General features: G+C 66.7%; 9 protein-coding genes. 3 read left to right on the top strand and 6 right to left on the bottom strand.

Annotation, left to right across the window (positions count from 1 at the left end):
• Positions 1 to 33: 33 nt before the first annotated feature.
• Genes J7J08_RS01195 through J7J08_RS01180 form a run of 4 tightly spaced genes read right to left on the bottom strand, consistent with a single transcriptional unit; the run spans position 34 to position 5,934 of the window.
• Positions 34 to 414, bottom strand: a complete 381-nt coding sequence (locus J7J08_RS01195; RefSeq protein WP_214900727.1) for an SseB family protein — start codon at positions 412 to 414, stop codon at positions 34 to 36.
• A gap of 50 nt (positions 415 to 464) precedes the next feature.
• Complete coding sequence (locus J7J08_RS01190; protein WP_214901557.1) at positions 465 to 2,180, bottom strand: alpha-amylase family glycosyl hydrolase; 1,716 nt, start codon at positions 2,178 to 2,180, stop codon at positions 465 to 467.
• A 5-nt stretch (positions 2,181 to 2,185) separates the two neighbouring features.
• A complete protein-coding gene (locus J7J08_RS01185) occupies positions 2,186 to 3,673 on the bottom strand; it encodes an MFS transporter (protein ID WP_214900725.1) in 1,488 nt (495 codons plus the stop codon).
• Positions 3,670 to 5,934, bottom strand: a complete 2,265-nt coding sequence (locus J7J08_RS01180) for a Six-hairpin glycosidase-like protein (RefSeq protein WP_214900723.1) — start codon at positions 5,932 to 5,934, stop codon at positions 3,670 to 3,672. The genes J7J08_RS01185 and J7J08_RS01180 overlap by 4 nt, the downstream gene beginning before the upstream one ends.
• Positions 5,935 to 6,190: 256 nt before the next feature.
• Here J7J08_RS01180 and J7J08_RS01175 point away from each other — a divergent pair, with 256 nt between their 5' ends.
• Together J7J08_RS01175 and J7J08_RS01170 are read left to right on the top strand one after the other, a co-directional pair.
• Positions 6,191 to 8,257, top strand: coding sequence for a glycoside hydrolase family 97 protein (locus J7J08_RS01175; RefSeq protein ID WP_214900721.1), 2,067 nt, complete (start codon positions 6,191 to 6,193; stop codon positions 8,255 to 8,257).
• Between the two features lie 270 nt (positions 8,258 to 8,527).
• Entirely contained in the window at positions 8,528 to 11,290 is a 2,763-nt protein-coding gene (locus J7J08_RS01170; protein ID WP_214900719.1) for a TonB-dependent receptor, read from the top strand.
• A gap of 417 nt (positions 11,291 to 11,707) precedes the next feature.
• Here J7J08_RS01170 and J7J08_RS01165 read toward each other — a convergent pair whose 3' ends face one another.
• On the bottom strand, positions 11,708 to 13,321 hold the full coding sequence (locus J7J08_RS01165) for an alpha-glucosidase family protein (protein WP_214900717.1): 1,614 nt from the start codon (positions 13,319 to 13,321) through the stop codon (positions 11,708 to 11,710).
• A 193-nt stretch (positions 13,322 to 13,514) separates the two neighbouring features.
• Here J7J08_RS01165 and J7J08_RS01160 point away from each other — a divergent pair, with 193 nt between their 5' ends.
• Positions 13,515 to 14,513, top strand: coding sequence for a polyprenyl synthetase family protein (locus J7J08_RS01160; RefSeq protein ID WP_214900715.1), 999 nt, complete (start codon positions 13,515 to 13,517; stop codon positions 14,511 to 14,513).
• A gap of 89 nt (positions 14,514 to 14,602) precedes the next feature.
• On the opposite strand, the gene J7J08_RS01155 is transcribed toward J7J08_RS01160, so the two are convergent.
• Positions 14,603 to 15,397: a dienelactone hydrolase family protein gene (locus J7J08_RS01155; RefSeq protein ID WP_214900713.1), complete on the bottom strand. Its 795-nt coding sequence runs from the start codon at positions 15,395 to 15,397 to the stop codon at positions 14,603 to 14,605.
• Positions 15,398 to 15,423: the final 26 nt, after the last annotated feature.

The following is a 15,423-nucleotide window of genomic DNA, read 5'->3' as shown; positions in this document are numbered from 1 at the left end:
TGTGTAGCGCACCCTCGGTCGAGGCGCATGGGCTCAGGCAAAATCCTTCAGGATCTCGCCGATACCTGTGGGTGACAGCTCCAGGCCCAGTGACGTGCCGGGATTGACGACGACACCGTAGCCGCCGGGCACGCGCTTGAGCACTTCCAGCATCTGCATGCGGATCGTATGCGGCGCCTGCTGGCTGTGGAAGCCCACCCGCTGCATGTGGGTGAACACCGCCACATGCAGCGTGCCCTGCTTGTCGAACAGCAGCGGATCGAAGCCGCTGCCGTCGGGGGTGACCAGGCTGCCGGTGAGCAGCACCACGTCGGAGGCGACGAAGGCCTTCATGAACGCGCCGATCAGGGTAGTTCCGTCCATTGTGGACTGGAGCAGCGTTTCAATGGGGGTTTGTGGGGGCAGATCGGTCATGCGGCGGGGTACGGCGGTGCGGTGGGAGACGGCACATTCTACCCGTCCGGCTACCGGTCCAATCGCTTCGTCCTTGCCTGCTGGTCGGCCACTGCCCGGGCCAGTTCGGCCTGCAGGGCCTTCTGGTTCACCGCCGCATCCAGCAGGTAGACCTTCACCCCGTGCGCGGGCACCTCGGCCTTCAGGCTGCGCTTGACCGCTTGGCTGCCACCGTCCAGCGCATCACACCAGATGCCCGGCTGCAGGTAGCGGCTGATCTCGAACGTACTGGCGGTGTCGCCCTTGTTGAGCACCACCAGCGCGGTCTGCGCGGTGTCGCCGTGCTGGAGTACGCGGAAGAACACGGCTTGGTCGCCCTGCAGGCGCTCGTTGACCTGCAACCCGCGCTGCAGCGCCGGGGTGGCCTCACGCAGCTTGGCAATGCGCTGCAGTGGTCCGAAGATCGGGCTCTGCGGGGCGGCATCCACGCGCGGTTGCCCGAAGTAGGCACGGTTGCCGGCATGTTCGGCGCGGCTGCGCATGAAGCCGGTTTCCGACCCGTAGTACAGCACCGGAATGCCGCGCGCGGTGAACAGCCAGTTGTGGGCGTCGATGAAGCCGTCGTCGGTGGCGTCCAGCCGCGCCATGTCGTGGTTGTCGTAGAAGCTCATCAGCTCGTACGGGTTGGCATACGGCCCACCGATCAGGTGCAGCGGTTCGGCCAGCGCTTCGAACCCCTTCTGCTCCTGGCCGAACACGCTGGACATCGCGCCGCGCAGCGGGAAGTCCAGCACGCTCACGTTGGCGTTGGTCGGCCAGGTGTGCTCGGCGATCTTGCCGGCGTCGTAGTCGAATGCTTCGCCGAACATGAACATGTTCGGGTGCTCGGCACGGATGCGGTTGACGAACGCATGCCACCACGGGTGCGGCAGCCAGCCGATGGTGTCGATGCGCAGTGCATCCACGCCCTGCGCGGTCCACTGCAGGTAGGCGCCCACCAGGTAATCCATCACCGCCGGGTTGTCCTGGTTGAAATCGCCCAGCTCGGCCAGGTTGCCGTCGAAGATCGACCCGTTGGCCGCATCGACCGGGCCGATGTTGTTGTAGAACGCATGCAGCGGGTTGTGTTTCGGGTCCAGCTGCTGTGGCGGCAGGTTCTGGTGGTCGGCGATGAGCGTGCCGTCCTTGTCGAAGATCTGGCCGAACTGCGGCTGCTTCACCGGCATGCTCCAGGCCGGCGAACCGTGGTTGCCAACGATGTCCAGCACCACCTTCAACTTCGCATCGTGCAGGCCGCGGGTGAGCCCGGCAAAGTTCAGGTCCTTGCTCGGCAGGTGCTCGTCGAGCGTGTAGAAGTTGATGCCCCAGTAACCGTGGTAGCCGGTCTTGCCGCGGTCGGTCAGGGTGCTGGTGCAGCTGATCGGCTTGCTGCCGGTGAAGGCTTCATCCGGATTGTCGATGATCGGGGTGATCCACACCGCGCCGAAACCGAGGTTGCGTATGTAGTCGGCGTTGTTCAACACGCCCTTGAAGTCGCCGCCGAGGTAGCCGATGTTGCCGTCCACCTTGTCCGGGCACGGCACCGGAATGTCGAAGGTGCGGTGCTTGCCGCCCTGGTCGCGGTGGTCATTGGACGGGTCGCCGTTGACGAAGCGGTCGGTGACCACGAAGTACACCGCATCACTGGCGAACGGCTCCAGCGTGCCCACGTACTCCGGGCGCGGCGCGGCCATGGCCTGCCCTGCAATCAGTGCGAGTGAAAGACCCAACGACAGCCTGGAAACCAGATGCATCATGCAACCTCCTGATGGGACGGCACCCGCAGCACGCACAGGCCGGCAATGAACAGGCTCACCCCGCCCAGCACCAGCACGTGCATCGGCTCGCCGCCCAGCCACACCCGCAGGGCGAAGCCGAGTGCGCTGGCAGCCACCAGCTGCGGGATGACAATGAAGAAATTGAACAGGCCCATGTAGATGCCCATCTTGGCCGCCGGCACGCTGTCGGACAGCAGCGCATACGGCAGCGACAGGATCGAGGCCCAGGCGAAGCCGACGCCGACCATCGACAGCAGCAGCCATTTGGGATCGTCGATGAACATCAACGAGATGAGACCCAGCCCGCCCAGCCACAGGTTGACCAGATGGCTCCAGCGCAGGCCCAGCGCGCGCACCAGCAGCGGGATGACCAGCGCGGCCAGCGCGGCAAAACCGTTGTAGGCACCGAACAGCACGCCCACCCAGTTGGCGCCTTCGTTGTAGGCCGCCGACGCCGGATCGGTGGAGCCGAAGTGGGTGCCGGCCACGGCGGCGGTGGTGTAGATCCACATGGCGAACAGCGCGAACCACGAGAAGAACTGCACCCATGCCAAGCGGCGCATGGTGCGTGGCATGGCGCGCAGATCGTGCACGATGGTAGCCAGCATGTTCGGGCCGGGCGCCAGTCGGGCTACCGCCAGCAGCAGCGCATAGGCGACGCACAGCCCCGCCAGCACGTACAGCATCTTGTCGCCCTGCTGCAGGAAGATCGCCACGGCCAGACCCAGACCGGCCAGCAGCCAGGTCACGATCTGCGCCAGCGGCGGCGGCCCGCCAACGGCTGCGCCCTGGTGCACGGCTGGCGGTTCGACGTCGTCGAAGCTGGCCAGTTCGGCCGGCGAATACTCGCGGGTGCGGAACACGGTCCAGCAGATAGAGGCCAGCAGTACCGCCGCGCCGAAGTAGAACGCATAGCGCACGGTAGGCGGCACTTCGCCGGCAGCAGCGGTGTTGGCTACGCCAAAGTGCGCCAGGATGAAGGGCAGGAAGCTGGCGACGATGGCGCCCACGCCGATGAAGAAGCTCTGCATGGCAAAGCCGGTGGGCCGCTGGCGCGGCGCCAGCTGGTCGCCGACGAACGCACGGAACGGCTCCATCGAGATGTTGATCGAGGCATCCAGCACCCACAGCGTGCCGGCGGCGATCCACAGGGTGGGCGAGTTGGGCATCACCAGCAGCGCCAGCGTGGTGAATACCGCGCCGATCATGAAGTATGGCCGGCGGCGGCCAAAGCGGGTCCAGGTGCGGTCGGACAGGTAGCCGATGATCGGCTGCACCAGCAGGCCGGTCAGCGGGGCGGCGATCCACAGGCCGGGCACGGCATCCATCGGGGCGCCCAGGGTTTCGAAGATGCGGCTGGCGTTGGCGTTCTGCAGGGCAAAGCCGAACTGGATGCCGAGGAAGCCGAAGCACATGTTCCATATCTGCCAGAACGACAGGGTCGGCTTGGCGGTGCGGCTCATTGTGCGACCTCCGCGTCACCGGCGACCGGCGCGACCAGCAGCGCACTGACCTTGGCCGTGTTGAGCACGCCGTCGCGCCCACCTTTGCCGCCGTTGTACTGGGCGAAGTGTTCCAGTGCGCTCATGTTGAAGCCCGGCTCCAGGGTGAAACGGCAGTTGCCCTTGGGCAGGTCGAATTCGGCGGCGGTAGAGTCCTGCGGCCCGACGCTGTGTGGCATCACCACGGTGGCGCGCTGTGCCAGTGCGCCGGGGCACTGCACCGCCAGTTGCTTCACCGCGGCAGTGACGCCGGTGTTGATCGGGCCGTTGGGGTTGTCGTAGCGCAGTCGGATGCGCACGCGGGTGGGCGTGGTTGCCGTCCAGTTCCATTGGGTCGCGCCGGCCAAGCGTTGCTGCGGGCCGACGCAGGTCATCGGGCTGTGCAGCGATTCCAGTGCGCCTTCGCGGCGGGTGAGGCTGAGGCAGTGCTGATGGCCGTCATCGGTGAGGGTGTGGGTGTGGGTGGCGTTGCCTACCGGGTTGCCGTCCTGCCAGAGCTGGTGGTTGGCCGGGATGGCGAACGTCCAGGTCTTGCCGCGTTTCAGGGGCTTCGGCGCCGCCGGGGTGGTGGGTGCGAACGCGTTGGGGTTCGCGACTTCGGGGCGGAGAGCAGCCACGCTGGGCGTGGCTCTACCAGGATCCAGCGCCGGTGCCGGTGCCAGCGCCGGCGCCGGTTTCGATGCGGACGGCGCGTGCGGCTCCAGCTGGACGGTTACGGTGTTGCCTTTACGGGTGGTTTTCTTTGCTACCAGCAGGTCGCCGCCGAGCTTGCGCGGGCGTTTGAGGATGTAGCGGGTGGTGCCGTCGTTGAGTTCGATGCTGGTGCGCGTGCCGAACAGCTGCGGCACCAGCGCTACCGGAAGTTTGGGGTCTACCTTTCCATCGGCCTCCACGCCGAACACGCCTTCCAGCACCATCGACAGGTAGCCGGCCACCGACCACAGCTGGCGCGGCGAATTGACCACCGGGCCGCTCAGCGGGCCTTCGTCGACATGCACGGCAAGCGTGCGCATCTCATGGTTTTCCATGTTCGAGCCGGCCAGCGCGCTGCCGCGCATCAGCGATTCGATCTCGCGCTGGATGCGGGTGGCATCGCCCACCTTGCGCGCGGCACGCAGCGAATAGGCGCTGACGAACGGCCACACCGCACGGTTGTGGTAGATCGGCTGCTGCGCTTCCTGCGGCCACACCACCGGGCTGCCGCCCTCCACGTAGGGATAATTGGCCAGCGAACGGCGCGCACGGTCGGCCGGGAACACGCTGGCCAGCACGCCCAGCGAGATGCCCAGCAGGTCGTACTTGGCGTAAGGCACCGGGTGCGCGGCCTCGCCGATGTAGCTCATGTACATGCCGGCGTCTTCGCGCCAGAAGCGCGCGTCTATCTGCTTGGCCAGCGCGTCGGCCCAGGCCGCGTACCCGGTGGCCCGTTCATCGCCCAGCTCACGTGCGAACGTCTCGGCCAGGCGCAGCGCCTGGTAATGCAGCACGTTGGTGGACAGCGCGAAGGACTCGCCGATGAAGCGCACGTCCTGGCGGGTCCAGTCCGGGTAGGTCTGCTCGCGCCAGTCGAGGAACGAGGTCTCGCCCCGGTACAGGCCGGTGCGCGGGTCGAACACCATCGCCCGGTCCTGCTCCAGCGTGGCCTGCAGCGCCTGCCAGGTTTCGGTCATGAAGCTGGAATTATCGTGCAGGTTGCGCGCGGCGAGGAACCACACCACGCGGTCGCTGCTGATCGGCCAGCTGCCACCCGAACCGGTGTCCTGGGCCACGAACAGGCCGGGGGTCACGCCGTCGCGTGCGGTGGACAGCTTGAACTGCAGCGACTGCCGGGTGCGGATCGGCTCCAGCCGGGCCAGCGCCAGGTCGGCGGCGAAGCTCACATCGCGCGTCCACACGTAGGGCCAGCGCTCACCGGTCTGGAAGCATTCGCAGTCCACCGGGTTGCCGAAGTTGAAGGCCGGGTCGCGGATCGCGTCCACGCGGTCGGCCGCCATTTCCTGCTGGGCCAGCGCGAACAGCGCATCGAACATCACGCTGTCGGTGCGGCTGTGCATCGGCTGGGCGCTGATCGCCACCGGTTTGCCATCGGCCAGCAGCTGGAAGCTGCCGTCGGCGCCCGCAATGGCGCGCGCCGTGCGGCCATCGAATGTCAGGTCCGCCGCCGCAGCGGTGGACACCAGCGCCGCCCCGAGGGCGGCGGTCAGGCAGATCGTCTTCAGCATCGAAAAGCGGCGGACCGGCTTGCGCCCGTCGGCCTTCCTCCCTTCTTGCACGCGGTGTGGTTCGGCAGCGCCGGAGCGCTGTCGTCGCGGCCCCCTCCCAGGGTGCCTGGACCCATGGTAGGCGACGACCGTCGCCCGTCGCACCGCATGGGCAACATCGATGCCCGCTTGCATACGTATTCATGGCCTGGCGCGGTGAGGCCGCAGCACGCGTAGCTATAGTCCGGTGCAGAGACGCGCTGCCCTGGGAGGGGAAATGCCACTGGATTTGCCGTTGTTGCGCGCCATTGCCGCGCCCCGCCCGCTGGCGTGGGTGGCACTGTCATTGCTGTTGGGCGCCGCCGGCGTGCAGGCCGAACCGGTCACCGTGGCCAGTGCCAGCTCGCCCGGCAAGGTGCTGAAGGTGTCGCTGCAGCTCGATGGCGGCAACCCGAGCTACCGGGTCGAACGCCTGGGCCAGACCGTGGTGGCGGACTCGAAACTGGGCTTCCAACTGCGCGACGGCCGGCTGGACCGCGACCTGACGGTGCTCGGGCAGGACACGCGCAGTGTCGATGACAGCTGGGAACAGCCTTGGGGCGAACGCCGCAACGTGCGCAACCACTACAACGAAGTCACCGTGCACCTGGGCGAGCGCAGCGGCGCCAAGCGCCGGCTGGACGTGGTGTTCCGCGTCTACGATGACGGCCTGGGCTTCCGTTACCACTTTCCGGCGCAGCCGGGCCTGCGCGAAGCGATCATCGATGACGAGCTGACCGAGTTCGCGATTGCCCCTGAATCCACCGCGTGGTGGATTCCGGCCGGCGAGCCCATCCATTATGAATACCTGTACCAGCGCACGCCGCTGGACCAGGTGCCGCTGGCGCATACCCCGCTCACCCTGCGCAGCCATGACGGCCTGCATGTGGCGATCCACGAAGCGGCGCTGGTCGACTACGCCGGCATGTGGCTGCGCCGCACCGAGGGCCAGCGCCTGCGCGCGCAATTGTCGCCGTCGGCCGAAGGCTGGAAGGTGCGCCGCACCCTGCCCTTCAGCACGCCCTGGCGCACGCTGCAGATCAGCGACACCGCCGGGGGCCTGGTGGAATCCAACCTGATCCTCAACCTCAACGAGCCCAACGTGCTGGGCGATGTGAGCTGGGTGAAGCCGTCCAAGTACCTGGGCGTGTGGTGGTCGATGCACCTGGATGAAGAGAGCTGGGCGACCGGCCCGAAGCATGCGGCCACCACCGCAAAGACGAAGAAGGTGATCGACTTCGCCGCGAAACACGGTTTCCGCGGCGTACTGGTCGAAGGCTGGAACCCGGGCTGGGATGGCAACTGGGTCGGCAACGGCTACGACTTCGACTTCACCCGCGCGACACCGGATTTCGACATCGAGGCGTTGTCGGCGCATGGCGCGAAGAAGGGTGTGCATCTGATCGGCCACCATGAAACCGGCTGCGCGATCGAGCATTACGAAGACCAGCTGGGCGCGGCGCTGGACCTGTACGCGCGGCTGGGCGTGGATTCGTTCAAGAGCGGCTACGTCTGCGACGACGGCCAGGTGGACCGGCGCAATCCGGCGGGCGGCCCGCTGTTGCGCGAGTGGCACGACGGCCAGTTCATGGCCCGCCACCATCTCAAGGTGGTGCAGGAAGCAGCGAAGCGGCACATCGCGGTGAACCCACACGAGCCGATCAAGGACACCGGGCTGCGCCGCACCTACCCCAACTGGATCTCGCGCGAAGGTGCGCGCGGCATGGAATACAACGCCTGGGGCCAGCCGCCGAACCCGCCCGAGCACGAGGTCAACCTGGTATTCACCCGCCTGCTGTCCGGGCCGATGGACTACACCCCCGGCATCCTCAGCCTGAAGGGCCGCCACGGCCAGGCCATCCCCAGCACGCTGGCCCGCCAGCTGGCGCTGTACGTGGTGATCTACAGCCCGATCCAGATGGCCGCCGACCTGCCCGAGCATTATGAACAGCACCGCGAAGCGTTCCGCTTCATCGAGGACGTGGCCGTGGACTGGGACGACACCCGCGTGCTCGATGGCGAGGTGGGCGATTACGTGACCATCGCGCGCAAGGACCGCAACAGCCGCGACTGGTTCCTGGGCAGCATCACCGATGAGCATGGGCGTTCGTTGCCCGTGCCATTGTCGTTCCTGGAGCCGGGCGTGCGTTACCGCGCCGAGATTTACCGGGATGGCGACGGCGCGGATTATCGAAGCAACCCGTTCGCGTTCAAGCGCGAAACCCGCGAAGTGACCAGCGCGGATACGTTGAACATCGTGTTGGCACCCGGTGGTGGCCAGGCGATCCGATTCATCCCGCTGTAAATGACACGCGCGCTGCACCTCGGTAGCGCCGGCCGTTGGCCGGCCCACGGATCGCCCGGGCCGGCCAACGGCCGGCGCTACCGGAAACGCGGCGGCCTGAAACCGCTTTCAACCACCGTCTATTCCATTGAATACGTATGCAGGGTGATTCACCGCGAAGGCGCGCTGCCTACCATAGCCACGCAGTCAGCGGCCACCGCGCCATGACACCTGCGGCAATGCATCGCCGTTGACCACAACATGTTTGGCAACATTGCCTGGGAGGGGAAAATGTTGAATCGCAAGCGCAGCGCGCTGAGTATCGCGCTGGCCGTCGCCCTGACGCCGTCATTGGCGTTGGCGCAGAGCACCACCACTGATCCGGGCACCGCGCCGCCGGCCGGTAACGCCGCCACCGACCTGGACACCGTCCAGGTCACCGGCATCCGCCGCGGTATCGAAAACGCCATCGCGATCAAGCAGGACGCCACCTCGGTGGTCGAAGTGATCTCGGCCGAAGACATCGGCAAGCTGCCGGATGTGAGCATCGCCGAATCGCTGGCCCGTCTGCCCGGCCTGGCCGCGCAGCGCGTGGCGGGCCGTGCCCAGGTGATCAGCGTGCGCGGCCTGTCGCCGGATTTCGCCACCACCCTGCTCAACGGCCGTGAAGTGGTCAGCACCGGCGACAACCGCAGCGTCGAGTTCGACCAGTATCCGTCCGAGCTGGTCAATGGCGTGACCGTGTACAAGACGCCCGATGCGGCACTGGTCGGCCAGGGCCTGTCGGGCACCATCGACATGCAGACCGTGCGCCCGCTGGCGTTCGGCGAGCGCGTGATCGCGGTCAGCGGCCGCTATTCGAAGAACTCGCTGGGCAAGGCCGCCGACGTGGATGCCTTCGGCAACCGCTTCAGCGCCAGCTATATCGACCAGTTCGCCGAAGGCACCTGGGGCATCGCGCTGGGCTACGCGCACAGCGACACGCCGATCCAGGAAAACCAGGTCGGTCTCTACGAGCCGTGGACCACCGAGCAGACCGACCAGGGCAACCGTCCGGGCGTGGCCCCGGGCACTTCGTTCTCCGACGGCATCAAGGCGCTGCGCCGTACCGGCAACGCCAAGCGTGACGGCTACATGGCCACCGTGCAGTTCCGTCCGTCGAACGTGTGGACCAGCACCCTGGACCTGTTCCACACCGACGCCGAGCAGATCGACACCGCCAACCAGTTCGAGGTCAACCTCAGCAACTACAACGGCGGCTACACCCCGGGCCTGTTCATCAGCAACCCGCAGGTCAACGGCAACAACACCTTCACCGGCGGCACCGCCAGCGGCGTGTACCCGCTGGTGCGCGGCATGTACAACAAGCGCGAAGACAAGATCGACGCGTTCGGCTGGAACAACGAGCTGACCTTCGACAGCTTCAAGCTCACCGCCGATGTGAACTACTCCAAGGCCACCCGCGATGAGCTGAACCTGGAGAACAACCTGCAGCTCACCCCGATGCCGCAGCTGGATACGATCGGGCTGACCGTCAATCCGAATGGCTTCTCGCAGATCCGCCCGGGCCTGGATTACTCCAATCCCGAAGCGCTGTACCTGACCAACACCATCTACGGCTCGGGCTACGGCAAGGTGCCGCAGGTGGAAGACCGCCTGAAGGGCGCGCGCCTGCAGGGCACGTTCAACATGCCCGAGTCGCTGTCGTGGTTCCAGGACGTGGACGTGGGCGTGAACTACGCCGACCGCCGCAAGGAAAAGACCCAGGCCGAAGGCAACATCCTGCTCGGCGCCCAGGGCGACGCCAATGTCGGCAACGACCTGCAGTACGCCCCGGTCAACCTGGGTTTTGCCGGCATCGGCTACATCCCGGCCTGGAACGTGCCGGCCGCGGTCGACCGCTACATGGAATTCAACCCGGTCACCAACCTGGACTACCTGATTCCCAAGTCGTGGGTGGTGCAGGAGAAAACCACCACCGCATGGGTGCGCGCCAACATCAACACCGATATCGGTGAGGTGGGCGTACGCGGCAACATCGGCGTGCAGATGATCACCACCGACCAGAGCTCGCAGTCGAACTACTTCGACCGTTCGCGCCCGGCCGGCCAGGAAATCCTGCCGATCGATGAAGGCAAGAAGTACACCGACTGGCTGCCGAGCTTGAACCTGGCCTTCATGTTCCCGCACCAGCAGACCCTGCGTTTCGCGGTGGCCAAGCAGGTCGCGCGTCCGCGCGTCGACCAGATGCGTGCCGGCCTGGAATTCGGCGTGGATACCGCCACCGGCAAGCCGGGCGGCAGCGGCGGCAACCCGTTGCTCGACCCGTGGCGCGCCAACGCCATCGATCTGTCGTACGAAAAGTACTTCGGTGAGAAGGCGTACGTGGCGGCGGCGATCTTCTACAAGGACCTGAAGAGCTACGTCTACACCCAGTCGGTGGACGACTATGATTTCAGCAACCTGCTGGCCAGCTACGTCATCCCGCCGGGCATGACCGCGCCGTTGCTGACCACGGGCACGTTCTCGGCCCCGCAGAACGGCGAAGGCGGCACCCTGCGTGGCCTGGAGCTGACGGCCTCGTTCCCGCTGGAAATGATCGCCGACCCGCTGCGTGGGTTTGGCGTGCAGGCCAGCGCGACGTTCAACGACAGCGACATCAAGATCATGGACCCGGAAAGCGCGTCCAGCGTGGGCACCGATCCGATCAGCCTGCCGGGCCTGTCCGAGCGCGTGTACAACTTCACCGCCTACTACGAGCGCAATGGGTTCGAAGCGCGCGTGAGCCAACGTCGTCGTTCGGACTTCATCGGTGAAATCGGCAACTTCAACGGCAACCGCACGCTGCGTTACGTGGTGGGCGAGAACGTGACCGATGCGCAGGTGAGCTACACCTTTGCCGACGACAGCGCGCTGCATGGCCTGACCCTGCTGCTGCAGGGAAGCAACCTGACCAACGAACCGTACCGCACCTACGCGGGCACCAAGGATCGGCCGTTGGAATACATGGAGTGGGGCCGTACCTACATGCTGGGTGTGAACTACAAGTTCTGACCCCGGTGTAACAGGCACCAACGAAAACCCGCTGCGCGAGCAGCGGGTTTTTTGTTGGGCGACGTGCGCAAGCGCGCTTCGATCACGCGTCCATGCGTTAAAGGGCGTAGCGAGGTTATCGGCGGTCGATCATGATCCGACACTACCGGGCACCAACCCGGCGCCTATCGACATGCGGCGACGTTCGCCCGGGCATCAGCCAGGCGCCTGTCGACATGCGGCGACGTTCGCCCGGACGCCCGGTCGGCGTGCGGCTACAGCGGCCGGCGCCAGTAGGGTCGCATCCCGATCGACCGCCGATAGCGGTGGCCACATCCTGTAGGGCATGACCCCGAAACGCAGCCCGCTTTTACCGTCACCCATAAAAAAGGGCGGAACCTCACGGCTCCGCCCATCAACACCACCGGAAATCGTGAATCAGGCGCGGCGCGCGCAATACATCGCCTGCGCCGGCAAATGCAACTGCGCGCCTTCGGCCGTGCCCGCATCCGGCCCCGGCACATGCAGCGCCTTCCACTCCCCTTCCGGCAACGCCACCTGCACCGCCTCGGCCGACAGATTGAACGCCAGCAGCAGCGTCTCACCACCATGCACGCGCTCGAACATCAACACCGGCTCGGCCGTCTCCAGGAAGCGGATGTCGCCCCGCAACAGCGTCGGCATCGTCCGCCGCCACCCCAGGAACTGGCGGAACGCGTTCAACACCGAGTGCGGGTCATGTTCCTGCACGGCCACCGCGCTTGCCTGGTGCTCCTGCGGAATCGGCAGCCACGGCTCACCACTGGTGAACCCGGCCAGCGGTGCATCCAGCCACGGCATTGGCGTGCGGCAGCCATCACGGCCCTTGAAGTTCGGCCAGAAGGTGATGCCGTATGGGTCCTGCAGCGCCTCGAACGGCACGTCGGCCTCGCCCAGGCCCAGCTCCTCGCCCTGGTACAGGCAGATCGAGCCGCGCAGCGAGCACAGCACCGCCACCAGCAGGCGCGCCAGACGCGGCTGCGCGGGATGCCCGCCCCAGCGGGTCACCGCGCGCTCCACGTCGTGGTTGGAAATCGCCCAGCACGGCCAGCCTTCGGTCATGGTCGCTTCCAGTCGCGACACGGTGTCGCGGATGTAGGCGGCGCTGTAGTCCTTCACCAGCAGCTCGAAGCTGTAGCCCATGTGCAGGCGGCCCGGCGCGGTGTACTCGGCCGTGGTCGCCAGCGAATCCTCGGCGGAAATCTCACCCAGGCTGACCGCACCCGGGTACTCGTCCAGCAGCCCGCGCAGGCGCTCGATGAACGGCAGGTTCTCCGGCTGCGTGTTGTTGTAGTAGTGGTACTGGTAAGCGTACGGATTGTCGGTGCTGAAGCCCCGGCCCAGGCGCTTTTCCAGCGGCTTGGCCGGGTTGTCGCGCAGTTGCCTGTCGTGGAAGCAGAAGTTGATCGAATCCAGGCGGAAGCCATCCACGCCGCGGTCCAGCCAGAACCGCACGTAGTCCAGGGTGGCCTGCTGCACGGCCGGATTGTGGAAATCCAGGTCCGGCTGGTCGGCCAGGAAGTTGTGCAGGAAATACTGCTCGCGGCGCGGCTCCCACTGCCAGGCCACGCCACCGAAGATGGACATCCAGTTGTTGGGCGGGGTGCCGTCCTCGCGCGGGTCGGCCCACACGTACCAGTCCGCCTTGGGATTGGTGCGGTCCTGGCGGCTCTCGCGGAACCAGGCGTGCTCGATCGAGGTGTGGCTGAACACCTGGTCGATCATCACTTTCAGGCCCAGCGCATGCGCCTTGGCCAGCAGCCGGTCGAAATCGGCCAGCGTGCCGAACAGCGGGTCCACATCACGGTGGTCGGCGATGTCGTAGCCGAAATCGGCCATCGGCGAGGTGAAGAACGGCGAAATCCAGATCGCGTCCACGCCCAGCGAAGCCACGTAGTCCAGCCGCTCGATGATGCCGGGCAGGTCGCCCACGCCATCGCCGTTGGCATCCAGGAAACTGCGCGGGTAAATCTGATAGATGACGGCACCGCGCCACCATGGAGTCTGCGTCATCGAGGGCCCCCCTCCGGGCTTCCAGGGCGCCCTCCCAGGGCGCCAGAACGTACCCGACAAGCTTAGCGGCGCGCCCTCGGCGGTGGCGCCGCTTGCATACGTATTCACGCCCTGCCCGGCCCCCGGAACGCCTTCGCGGGCGGAATACGTCCGCACCGCCTATAATTCCGCCCAAGCCTGAAAGTCAGACCGCATGACCATCACCGAAGACACCCGCCCCGCGCTGGGCCTGCCCCAGATCCAGTCGCTCGCCGCGCCCGACATGGCCGCCGTGGATGCGCTGATTCGCCGCCGACTGTCCTCGGATGTCGTGCTGATCAACCAGATCGCCGACCACATCATCTCCGCCGGCGGCAAGCGCCTGCGGCCGATGCTGGTCATGCTGGCCGGCCACGCCGTTGGGCAGGCCGGCCCGGAGCACCACCAGCTGGCGGCGATCATCGAGTTCATCCACACCTCGACCCTGCTGCACGACGACGTGGTGGACGAATCCAGCCTGCGGCGCGGCCGCAGCACCGCCAATGCGCTGTGGGGCAACGCCCCCAGCGTGCTGGTCGGCGATTTCCTGTACTCGCGCAGCTTCCAGCTGATGGTCGAACTGGACCGCATGCCGGTCATGCAGATCCTGGCCGACACCACCAACCGCATCGCCGAAGGCGAAGTGCTGCAACTGCTGCACGTGCACAACCCGGATACCGACGAAGCGGCCTACCTGCGGGTGATCGAGCGCAAGACCGCGGTGCTGTTTGCCGCCGGCACCCGCCTGGGTGCGCTGGCCAGTGGCGTGGACGCGACCACCCAGCAGGCCCTGTATGACTACGGCATGCAGCTGGGCTACGCGTTCCAGATCGCCGACGACGTGCTGGACTATTCGGCGAATGCCGATGAGCTGGGCAAGAACCTGGGCGACGACCTGGCAGAGGGCAAGGCTACCCTGCCGCTGATCCACGCCATGGCCCATTCCGATGCCACCACCCGCGAGCGCCTGCGCGGCATCGTCCAGAACGGCGAGGCCGAGGCGATGCCGGAAGTGCTGGCCGCCATCCACGCCACCGGTGGGCTGGAATACAGCCGCCGCCGCGCCGAGGAATACGCCGATGCCGCCGAGCGCGCGCTCGACGGCCTGGCCGACAACGATGCGGTGGCCGCCCTGCGCGGCCTGGCCCGCTACGCGGTGCAGCGCTCGCACTAAGGCGGGACCTCCGGTAGCGCCGGCCGTTGGCCGGCCCACGTACCGCCTGGGCCGGCCAACGGCCGGCGCTACCGATTCCCAGCCACCGATTACCGCTTGTCGAACAACCCCTCGAAGAACGTATCCAGGCTCTTCCACGCCCGCTTCGCCGCCCGCTCGTTGTACAGGCAGCCCGGCGGGTTGTTGGCGTCGGCTTCGGCGAAGCAGTGCACCGCGCCGCTGTAGTTGGTGAACTCCCAATCGACCTTGGCCGTGTTCATTTCCTGCTCGAAGCCGGCAATGTCTTCCTTGCTCACGCCTTTGTCGTCGGCGCCATTGAGCACCAGCACCGACGGATGCGTGCCACCGGCCTTGGCCGGCAGCGGCGAGCCCAGCCCACCATGCAGGCTGACCACGCCGGCCAGCGGCGCGCCGGCGCGGGCCAGTTCCAGCACGGTGGTGCCGCCGAAGCAGAAGCCGACCGCACCGATCTTCGAGGCGTCCAGCGGCGCGTTGCCGGCCTGCGCCTTCAGCACCTCAAGCGCCTTCAGCGCGCGGGCACGCAGCAGCGGGCGGTCATTCCGAAGTTTGGTCGCCACCGGGCCAGCCTCGGCATCGGTCTTCGGGCGCACGTCCTTGCCGTAGACATCGGCCACCAGTACCACGTAGTCGTCGCCGGCCAGCTGCTTGGCCTTGGCAATGGCCGATTCGTTCACGCCCTTCCAGTTCGGCACCATCACCAGGCCGGGGCGCTTGTCGCTGTCTTCGTCGTCGTAGACCAGCACGCCACTGAAGGTGGTGCCGTCGTGCTTCCATTCGACCGGTTTGGCCTGCATCGCGGCCAGCGCCGGCAACGCCGTCATGCCCAGCACCAGTGCCGCACCCCACTGCCATTGCTGCTTCATGCGCCTGCTCCTTCGGAAAGAGGCCT

This window comes from Stenotrophomonas sp. ISL-67 (assembly GCF_018612915.1).
In the GTDB taxonomy this organism is placed as follows: domain Bacteria; phylum Pseudomonadota; class Gammaproteobacteria; order Xanthomonadales; family Xanthomonadaceae; genus Stenotrophomonas.
This window is presented reverse-complemented; position numbering and strand designations above follow the sequence as displayed.

Bases quoted from the DNA above. Each gene is read 5' to 3' on its own strand.
- J7J08_RS01155 (WP_214900713.1), bottom strand. From the start codon at position 15,397: ATGAAGCAGCAATGGCAGTGGGGTGCGGCACTGGTGCTGGGCATGACG.
- J7J08_RS01160 (WP_214900715.1), top strand. From the start codon at position 13,515: ATGACCATCACCGAAGACACCCGCCCCGCGCTGGGCCTGCCCCAGATC.
- J7J08_RS01170 (WP_214900719.1), top strand. From the start codon at position 8,528: ATGTTGAATCGCAAGCGCAGCGCGCTGAGTATCGCGCTGGCCGTCGCC.
- J7J08_RS01165 (WP_214900717.1), bottom strand. From the start codon at position 13,321: ATGACGCAGACTCCATGGTGGCGCGGTGCCGTCATCTATCAGATTTAC.
- J7J08_RS01180 (WP_214900723.1), bottom strand. From the start codon at position 5,934: ATGCTGAAGACGATCTGCCTGACCGCCGCCCTCGGGGCGGCGCTGGTG.
- J7J08_RS01185 (WP_214900725.1), bottom strand. From the start codon at position 3,673: ATGAGCCGCACCGCCAAGCCGACCCTGTCGTTCTGGCAGATATGGAAC.
- J7J08_RS01195 (WP_214900727.1), bottom strand. From the start codon at position 414: ATGACCGATCTGCCCCCACAAACCCCCATTGAAACGCTGCTCCAGTCC.
- J7J08_RS01175 (WP_214900721.1), top strand. From the start codon at position 6,191: ATGCCACTGGATTTGCCGTTGTTGCGCGCCATTGCCGCGCCCCGCCCG.